This window comes from Candidatus Zixiibacteriota bacterium, assembly GCA_022865345.1.
GTDB lineage: Bacteria > Zixibacteria > MSB-5A5 > MSB-5A5 > RBG-16-43-9 > RBG-16-43-9.
Genome location: JALHSU010000264.1, coordinates 1 through 8187, shown reverse-complemented (window position 1 = coordinate 8187; position 8187 = coordinate 1). Strand labels below are relative to the sequence as shown.

Genomic DNA, 8187 nt, shown 5'->3' with positions numbered 1-8187 from the left:
GAAGTGGTTCAACGAGGCTAAAGGATTTGGATTTATCGAGCTCAAGGAAGGGGGGAAAGACGTCTTTGTGCATTATTCCGCGATAAAATCAGAGGGATATAAGTCCCTGAAAGAGGGAGACGAGGTTAGCTTCGATATCACCGAGGGTCCAAAGGGACCGCAGGCAATTAATGTAGTTAAATTATAATATAAGATTTAACCGCATTATGAACCCTCTTCGCATCATTGCGGGGAGGGTTTTTTATTTATTATAAAAGCTCGTAGCCTGGAGCAGGTAGCAGGCAGCTAAAAGACGGTTGGGTATCACCCTCAAACTTGTTTGAGGGTGATACCTACCGGGGAGAGCTTTTTTATTTATGTTAGGGGCGAGGTTACCTTGCCCTGCTCTGTCCGGATGTTTAAGTCTATGTAGGTCAAGCATGGCGAAGCCTGCTTGACGGAATAGACTAAAAATGTCTGTTCTACCGCTCGCACATTGGATGTCAACCAGTCCTTGGGACATGGTTGACCTACCTATCTGTCCCAATGTCTAAGGAATGGAGGTCTGAAGACCTCCGCTACACCGCGACCAAAAAAGCTTGACAATAACTTCCGTATTTTTATATTGGTTAGCGTATTGGGTTAGAGAAAAGATTTTGCTGCCGATAAGGTTATCTGTTATCTGTGAGTTCAAAAAAGATAGATCACGGGGTGTAGCGCAGCCTGGTAGCGCACATGGTTTGGGACCATGCTGTCGGAGGTTCAAATCCTCTCACCCCGAGAAAGACAGTGATGGAATGATTAGTGAAAAAGTGATTGAAAGATAAATCAGTTAGTCACTCTATCACTAATCACTCAGTCACTATGCCTGCCCCCGTAGCTCAGGCGGATAGAGCATCTGCCTTCTAAGCAGAGGGTCGCCCGTTCGAGTCGGGCCGGGGGTGTGAAAAACAGTGATTAAGTGATAGAGTGAAAAAGTGATTAGAAAAAATTATGGATGAGATAAAAAGCTACAGGGATTTGGTGGTCTGGCAGAAGGCACATCGATTAACCAATAGGATTTTTGATTTGGTAGAGGAGTTTCCGAAAACCAGAGGTGCTGAGATAATAACAAGCCAAGTTTTGCGTTCCTCTTCTTCCATTCCAGCCAATATCGTCGAAGGCTACGGAGGAAGAAAAGGAAATGAATTCGTCAGTTATCTATACCAGGCCCGAAGATCGATACCCGAAACCGATTATTGGCTCTATTTGAGTTCTGAGAGGAATTATATCAATAAGGCGGAATATGAAAGGCTATCCTCGGAATATTCGGAAATTCTGAAGATGTTAAACAGCATGATCTCAAAACTGAAGAGGTAATTGTTTTTGGTCACTCTTTCACTAATCACTCTATCACTTAATCATGGTGGGTGTAGCTCAGCCCGGTTAGAGCATCAGGTTGTGGCCCTGAGGGTCGCGGGTTCAAATCCCGTCACCCACCCCAGAAATACAGTGGTTAGTGATCAGTGACTGGTGATGAGTCAATAAGACAATAAGAGTAAGTCAGGAGCACGTGCTCCTTGGCCGGGCAGGCTCGAAATTATTTATTTGTCAGGTGCGCAGAGCACCTGACCTACGAACTAAAACCGGCTTAAAAGCTTTATTTCCCCCCCATCCAGAGCGGGTCGGTCAGTGCAGATTCCACCAGAACAGACCTTACCTGCCCGCCTGGAGCCTACGCTCATTGTAAGGTTGTGCTTTTCACCTAATGCCAGATCCAAAGAGAGTATGAGCCAGTTCTTTTTACCGGACCAGGCTCTGGTTTTCCATTCAGTAGTTCTCTCATCAGTCAAAGTTAAGGAAATATTGGGTGAATGAGCGAAATCTATGGAAATTATCTGGTCGTAATAGGTTAGATTTCCATCGTATTTGCTGGTCCATAAATGTTCAAGCGAAAACGCGATACTATTTTGTCCTGAAAGATAATAGGTAAAATCGAATACCGGAGCCAGAAAATAGGGGAGTCCGACTTCCTGTCTGTTTTTCATATAGGAGAAACCGCCCTTCAGTGTAGCTAAGCTCTTATAATCGTATTCCGCCTCTCCATAGATATCCGAGAAAATCATCCTGTTCTGGTGATTTGTGGTGTAACTGTAGTTTGTCAGAAAAGAAAGCTTTTCCTGAGGAGTCAAGACTGCCTGAGCCTGGATACCTTTCTCATCATATAAATTCAAGATGTAGGCATTTCGGTTCAACAAAGTATAATGATGCTCTTTGGTAAGGGAGGGAGGGTTATTATAAACCAGTGTTCCGTTAGTGAAATCAAGTCTCTTGTAATCTTTGTATTCCAGAGTCAGTCCAAAACCGGTTTGATAAAAGCTGGATGTCAGGTAAACTCCTTCTCCATCCTTCTCCACGTTCTCACCTGAAGGGTTATCCTTTCGTACATATTCTGCATACAAATCCAAATGAGGGAAAACAAAACTTGCATTTCCCCCAAAGAGCCGGATAAAACCAAAGTTAGTAATATCAGTTTGGACAAAGCTTCCTCCCATGGTCAACCATTTGGAGATGACCATTTTCCCGTCTGCTCCCTGCAGGGGGTCATTTATCCTTTTGTATCCATCCCTGGGAGAACCGGCTAAAACCGTTAAGTCAAACCTGCCCGAGTTCAAGTTACCTTTTATGCCATCCAGGTTATTATCAAGTCTCAAATCCCGATTCTCATAAGAACGCAAGATCAATCCCCTCCCGAACATGGCATAATAGTTACCTGCTATTAGCTGGAATGATTTTGTCGTGACCTGGAAATATCTGTAGGAAAACTCCTGGAAAGTGTTCCCGAAATCATCCGGCTGGTGAGCCTCGTATCTTAATCCAGCTTCATAAATATCGTACTTACCAATGAAATCAAACCAGTCGTGGAATATGTCTTTATGATTGTTGTCCAGGGAATATTCAAGCTGGTTGCTGGCGGAGAACTTAAAATCCTGGGCTAATGGAGAATAAAGAGTAAAGAATGAAAAAAAGAAAATGAAAAATGTCAGAGCGAGAAAAAAGGGTGATAGGAAAGACGTTTGTAATTCAGGCAGACAAGGAAATATTCTACTTCTCACTTTTTTCTTCCTGTTTTTCTTCCGGAAGAGGTTGCTTCTTCAGCAACTCCTCGATTTTCTTTTTTATTATCTCCTCATCCCCTGGGCGGTAGGTGGTGTGGGTATATACAATTTCACCGGAGGTATTGATCAAAACCGTGTGAGGTATACCCAGAACCTGGTAGCTCCGGTAGATGTCCTTTGACTCATCCCAAAGCACAGGGAAATCCCAGCCCAGTCCTTTGACCATTGACCTGACCTTGGATATACTGCGGGGACCATCCACGTCCACTGCCAGAATCTCAAAACCCTTTTCCCGGTATTTTTTATAGACCTTTTGTAGCTCGCCTAATTCCTTGATGCAGGGTTTGCACCAGGTCGCCCAGAAACTGATTAGAACCGGGCCTCCCTTCAATACCTCTTTCAACTCCACTTTGGTGCCGCTTAAATCTTTTGCCACAAAGTTCGGGGCTGAGGAGATTTTTGTATCACTCTGAATTAAAGAAGGAATAACGAACAGTAGAAGGATTATCCCAAATCTAAAAATAAGGTTGCGCATTTTCCTCCCTGTGTTTATGTCAGCCAATCGACTGGAGATTAGAGTTACTTGCCAAAAAGCTCATTTAATTTTTGTCTGAATATGGTCATCTCCTGCTGGATTCTGTCAGCCTGGTCTGTGAATCCTAATTTATAATAATAGATCTTTCCGCTGCGGTCAATTATAATGGTAACCGGTGTCCCTATAATTCCGAAATCGCTTTTAGCGGTTGTTCCTGCACCTTTGAGCAAGGTAAAACCAAGTCCCAGTTCGGTTCTTTTCTGCTGGATTACATCCAGACTATCTTCATAATTGATTCCGAAAAGCTTGAGACTGTCCGAGGAGTATTCGGAATAGAGCTGTTGCAGATAAGGAAGCTCTACCATACAATAATAGCAGGATAAAGCCCAGAAGTTGATAATGCAGACGTATCCGCGATAAGCATAGAATCTGAGATATTCCCCATAGTCATCCTGCAGATTGAAATCCGGGGTAATATTTCCCACGCTCTGTCCAACAGTAGCAGGAGATAAGTTGAAAACCAGGCTTGCGGTGTCAATCGTAGAAATATTCACCAACTGCTTAGCAGGGGAATCGCTGGAATATCCATTTTTAAAAATGGATATGAGGTGAGCACCTGTGGAGATATCGTGAGAGAACAGATAAGGCGTTTTCTGACCAGTGGGTAAATTATCAACTACTATATCAGCGCCGTCAACGTTGGAGCTGACTCGCAAAGAGCCGTAGCTTAAGCTCAACAAGGTAAAGCTTGCGGAGACTATGCTATCTTCCTTTACCTCAAGGATAATTGAGACAGGAGAAGACAGATACCCACTCATTTGCACCTTGACCTGGTGACTTCCGGCCTTGACATTGAACAAGGTGTCAGGGGTATGCTTGCCCGTGGCAGCATTATCCAGAAATATATCCGCACCCGCAGTATCTGACTGCACAAATATCGTGCCGACTTTTTCGTTCCGAAGTAAGTTCTTGGTGGAACAACCGTGAATAAACCACAGAACAAAAAAACAAACGCTCACTATTAGCAGGACAAAAAGATCAGTTCTTCTTTTTCTCATACAGTCCTAAACCAATGAGGACAGCCACACGGTTCGACAAACTCACCGTCCTGAGCGAAGCCGATGGAAGGGCTGTCCCTACGGGTCCTAAAAAAATCCTTCCTGCCACAACATCAGGCGCAGGGCGGAGGTCCGCCTTTGAAAAGATAATTCACCAAATAAACAACATCGGAGACAGTGACCTTGGTGTCACAGTTAGCATCGCCCGATAGAAAAGGAAGAGGTGCTGGACCTCCTTTAAAAAGATAATTAACCAGAAAAACCACATCGCTGACAGTTACCTTTCCATCTCCGTTGGCATCGCCACGCAGGGCTTTCAGGACAAAGGTTATGGAATCTGCCAAGCTGGGATTTGTGCGCGAAGTTATTCTCATGGTGACGTTTCCAGTGCCGAAGGTATATGGTTTGATATCGAGTAAAACGTCGCCAGATTCGGATGGTCCTAGAGAGACAGGAATGGGAGCATGAGTGGTGGTTGAATCCCAGCAGATTCCGCTTGAACAGAACCGTATCCACCATTGGACAGGAGTGGGTGGTTTTCTGATCATATCCACGTCATAAGTATCGGCTACACTGCCGATATTAGTCAGGGTTGAATTGAACGTGGTAAGGCTATCGATTATTCCACTTTTCTGAGTTACCGGAGCAGTATAAGTGAAAGAGACCTGAGAATTGATTTTAACTGGAATAAGGAAAAAACCTGCCAAAAGAATCAGAAAGAAAACCACTGTAAGCTTTGAGTTTTTCAGCATACTGTTAATAGCTCCTTTCACGAAATCTGGTTTAAGTTAGAAAGATTACAAAACGTTTTTCATTGATATAAATTCCATTTAAAATTAAATGCCGAATTCAATAGCTCAAAACATGATGACTATCCCGGATCTGGATGACCTGGTTGACTTCCCTTCTCTCACCTCCTCCAGATAGGTTTAAAAGCTAAGCTTCTGCATTTTGTACATTCCAGACAGCGTATACAGTCTTTATCATTTGGATTTTGCTGGGCATTTATCTCCATCGGGCATGTATTCTGATACTCGTGAAAAAATCCGCATTTATCCTTATGTGCTTTGATCCGGTAAAAACTAATCTTGTTAAAAACCGAATAGATGGCTCCCAGGGGGCAGGCAAATCGGCAGAACGGCTGGTGAATAAAAATTGCCATTGCCACAAATCCAAAAAGTATTGCCAGCTTGAAATCAAACAAAAGACCGATTCTGGAAGCAATTGCTCCATCTTGAGTAAAAATATCGCCGCCGGGATTCCAGAGCACAATCGGTATGCCGGCTTCTAAGGTACCAACAGGACAAAGCTTGCACAGCCAGGGTTCACCTACAAAAAAAGCTACCAGAAGGGTTAAGCCTATTAGAATCAAATACTTGGTATAATTAAACACTCTGCCGGGATGAAACTTAGGGGTTTTAATCTTATGCAGCATTTCCTGGAAAAATCCAAAGGGGCAAAGCCATCCACAGGTCATCCTTCCTACTACCAGACCGATGGTCCCGAGAAAACCGATAAGTAAAAAAGGGACGGCTTTTATGATGACAAAATGCTGGAGGGTTCCAATTGGACAGCTTGCTATTGCCAGAGGGCACCCATAGCAATTCATAAAGGGGATGCAAACACCTTTAAACCATCCCTGATAGATCCTGCTGTAAAAAAATGAGCCGAAATAAGAATTCGAGATCAAAAGGCTTCCGATCTGGAAAAAACGTCTTTTCATTTGCTGTTGCAACCACCTTTTGACTTTCGTCCAATTAGAATCATTTGCCTGTCAAAGAGTTACCTGACTATCCAATACCAATGCACGAAAGGCATAAAGCGGAGCCGTTGACTCTGGTTTCCTCAAAATCGCCTATTTTGATCCCGTAAAATAAAACCCCCAACAAGATCAAGAGGAGAAGAATCATAAAAAATTTCTTTAGAGATTTCAATGTCAGTCCTCTTTTCACAAAAGGTTAAAGAAAATCAATTTCATCTCCTTAGCCAAATATAGCATAAATATGCTTTTTGTCAATATTCTCTTTAACTTTTGCTCTCCAGCAAAATCAAACAGCTAAAACAGGATAAAACTTGACTTTTTTTGGTCTTTCGTTATATTGTTTTCAAAGTTGATTGCAGTCATTAAAAGGCAGCAATAAGCAAGTTCCTCAGGTAAAATCTGGGTGACAGTGGTAAAGTAAAAAACAGCAGTCTGAAACAACAACAGGAGGAAGGGAATGAGCAACAAGCGTAAGGTTTATGGGGCTGTGGTTACGGCAACAATTCTGACCGTAATCTACTTCACTTTGGCGGGGCTGGGTATTACTATGGCGCAGGAGCAGGCTGGCAAGGCTGTAACTTTCACGCATGCAGTCTTTGCTGAGCTTGGCACTGCGACCTGGTGAACATACTGCCCATGGGCAGGTGCTGCCCTAGAGAACATTTACCGGGGCGGAGCGTATCCGTTTTATTACGTTTCTTACGTATCGGACAAAAACATCAATGGCCAGAATAGATTATTGGATCTTAATCTGCCTGGCTATCCCACTGTCTGGTTCGACGGAGGCTACAAGGTCAATGTAGGTGGTTACAGCGGAGTTCAGACTGACCACGTTACATGTATCAATAGTTGTGGGAACCGAGCTGTATCGAACATAGACCTGAATCTTTCTTTTGATTGGATGGGAAATTCCACTATAAAAATTGGGGTTTCGGTCCAAAACAACGACACCAGCGAGTACAGAGGTTTTCTGGAAGTATATGTGACTGAGGCTGCCTCTTCGCTGGGATGGAAGGATAAGTGGGGAAAACTGATGACCCATGCTTTCCTGGATTATGCGTTCAGGGAAAGTGTCTATGTCGCGGCAGGGGAAACCTGGACCGATTCCACGACCTGGATTGGATATCAGCACACGAGTGGAATGGGACAGACATTTGCAGGTATAACAAGGACCAATACTACGGTAATCGGAGCTGTTTTCAATCCAGAATGGCATCAGGGATATGCAGATCCACCCAGCAGTAATCCGTTTAATGCTTATTATGTGGACGATGCGGCAGCAATCTGGATTAACGTTCCTCCAGATGTACCTAAGGACTCGCTGCCGAAAGATTCAGCAAAAGCGGTTAGTCCGTATATTGACCTAAGATGGACCTGTAGAGATTCCAATTATCTGGACAAGGTAGTTTACGATGTTTATTTCGGTACAGTCAATCCACCGCCCTTTGTCGTGAACAGGACTACAGGGCTGTATGACCCTGGCACACTGCCTTTTGGAACGACCTATTACTGGCAAATCGTCGCCAAAGTTAACAACGGTGATTCGACAGTCAGTCCTTTATGGACTTTCACCACTATTGCACGTGGTGACTGCAACGCAGATGGTCGCAAAAATGTATCGGATGTGCTTTATCTGGTCAACTACCTGTTCAAGTACGGGTACCAGCCCAATCCCATGGAAATTGGGGATGTCAATTGTGACACTATGGTGAATGTCAACGATGTAATCTATTTGATCAATTATCTTTTCAAAGG

General features: G+C 43.7%; 9 protein-coding genes and 3 tRNA genes. 7 read left to right on the top strand and 5 right to left on the bottom strand.

The genetic code is table 11. The features are described from left to right. The 5 genes from MUP17_12755 to MUP17_12735 form a co-directional block, all read left to right on the top strand. Positions 1 to 187: cold shock domain-containing protein (locus tag MUP17_12755; GenBank protein MCJ7459838.1), on the top strand; the 187-nt coding region annotated here is incomplete at its 5' end. Between the two features lie 499 nt (positions 188 to 686). After that, positions 687 to 760 (top strand) — tRNA-Pro (locus MUP17_12750). Between the two features lie 89 nt (positions 761 to 849). Next, positions 850 to 923 (top strand) — tRNA-Arg (locus MUP17_12745). 49 nt (positions 924 to 972) lie between these two features. Then, complete coding sequence (locus tag MUP17_12740) at positions 973 to 1338, top strand: four helix bundle protein (protein ID MCJ7459837.1); 366 nt, start codon at positions 973 to 975, stop codon at positions 1336 to 1338. A gap of 46 nt (positions 1339 to 1384) precedes the next feature. Next, positions 1385 to 1462 (top strand) — tRNA-His (locus MUP17_12735). A gap of 136 nt (positions 1463 to 1598) precedes the next feature. Here MUP17_12735 and MUP17_12730 read toward each other — a convergent pair. The 5 genes from MUP17_12730 to MUP17_12710 all read right to left on the bottom strand — a co-directional run bounded on the left by MUP17_12730 (position 1599) and on the right by MUP17_12710 (position 6393). Then, entirely contained in the window at positions 1599 to 3074 is a 1476-nt protein-coding gene (locus MUP17_12730) for a DUF6029 family protein (protein ID MCJ7459836.1), read from the bottom strand. Beyond that, positions 3064 to 3612 carry a redoxin domain-containing protein gene (locus MUP17_12725; protein MCJ7459835.1) on the bottom strand — a complete coding sequence of 183 codons (549 nt, stop codon included), beginning with the start codon at positions 3610 to 3612 and terminating at the stop codon, positions 3064 to 3066. Before MUP17_12725 ends, MUP17_12730 begins: the two co-directional genes overlap by 11 nt. 44 nt (positions 3613 to 3656) lie before the next feature. Then, entirely contained in the window at positions 3657 to 4670 is a 1014-nt protein-coding gene (locus MUP17_12720) for a redoxin domain-containing protein (protein MCJ7459834.1), read from the bottom strand. A 113-nt stretch (positions 4671 to 4783) separates the two neighbouring features. Further along, positions 4784 to 5422: a dockerin type I repeat-containing protein gene (locus tag MUP17_12715; GenBank protein ID MCJ7459833.1), complete on the bottom strand. Its 639-nt coding sequence runs from the start codon at positions 5420 to 5422 to the stop codon at positions 4784 to 4786. A 158-nt stretch (positions 5423 to 5580) separates the two neighbouring features. Further along, on the bottom strand, positions 5581 to 6393 hold the full coding sequence (locus MUP17_12710; GenBank protein MCJ7459832.1) for a 4Fe-4S binding protein: 813 nt from the start codon (positions 6391 to 6393) through the stop codon (positions 5581 to 5583). 496 nt (positions 6394 to 6889) lie between these two features. On the opposite strand from MUP17_12710, the gene MUP17_12705 reads away from it, so the two are divergent. Together MUP17_12705 and MUP17_12700 are read left to right on the top strand one after the other, a co-directional pair. Continuing rightward, a complete protein-coding gene (locus MUP17_12705) occupies positions 6890 to 7057 on the top strand; it encodes a hypothetical protein (protein MCJ7459831.1) in 168 nt (55 codons plus the stop codon). Positions 7058 to 7171: 114 nt separating this feature from the next. Then, a partial coding sequence (locus MUP17_12700; GenBank protein MCJ7459830.1) for a dockerin type I repeat-containing protein occupies positions 7172 to 8187 on the top strand: 1016 nt, incomplete at its 3' end.

Coding starts and splice junctions, on each gene's coding strand:
- MUP17_12725 (MCJ7459835.1), bottom strand. CDS start 3,612: ATGCGCAACCTTATTTTTAGATTTGGGATAATCCTTCTACTGTTCGTT.
- MUP17_12715 (MCJ7459833.1), bottom strand. CDS start 5,422: ATGCTGAAAAACTCAAAGCTTACAGTGGTTTTCTTTCTGATTCTTTTG.
- MUP17_12720 (MCJ7459834.1), bottom strand. CDS start 4,670: ATGAGAAAAAGAAGAACTGATCTTTTTGTCCTGCTAATAGTGAGCGTT.
- MUP17_12740 (MCJ7459837.1), top strand. CDS start 973: ATGGATGAGATAAAAAGCTACAGGGATTTGGTGGTCTGGCAGAAGGCA.
- MUP17_12710 (MCJ7459832.1), bottom strand. CDS start 6,393: ATGAAAAGACGTTTTTTCCAGATCGGAAGCCTTTTGATCTCGAATTCT.
- MUP17_12705 (MCJ7459831.1), top strand. CDS start 6,890: ATGAGCAACAAGCGTAAGGTTTATGGGGCTGTGGTTACGGCAACAATT.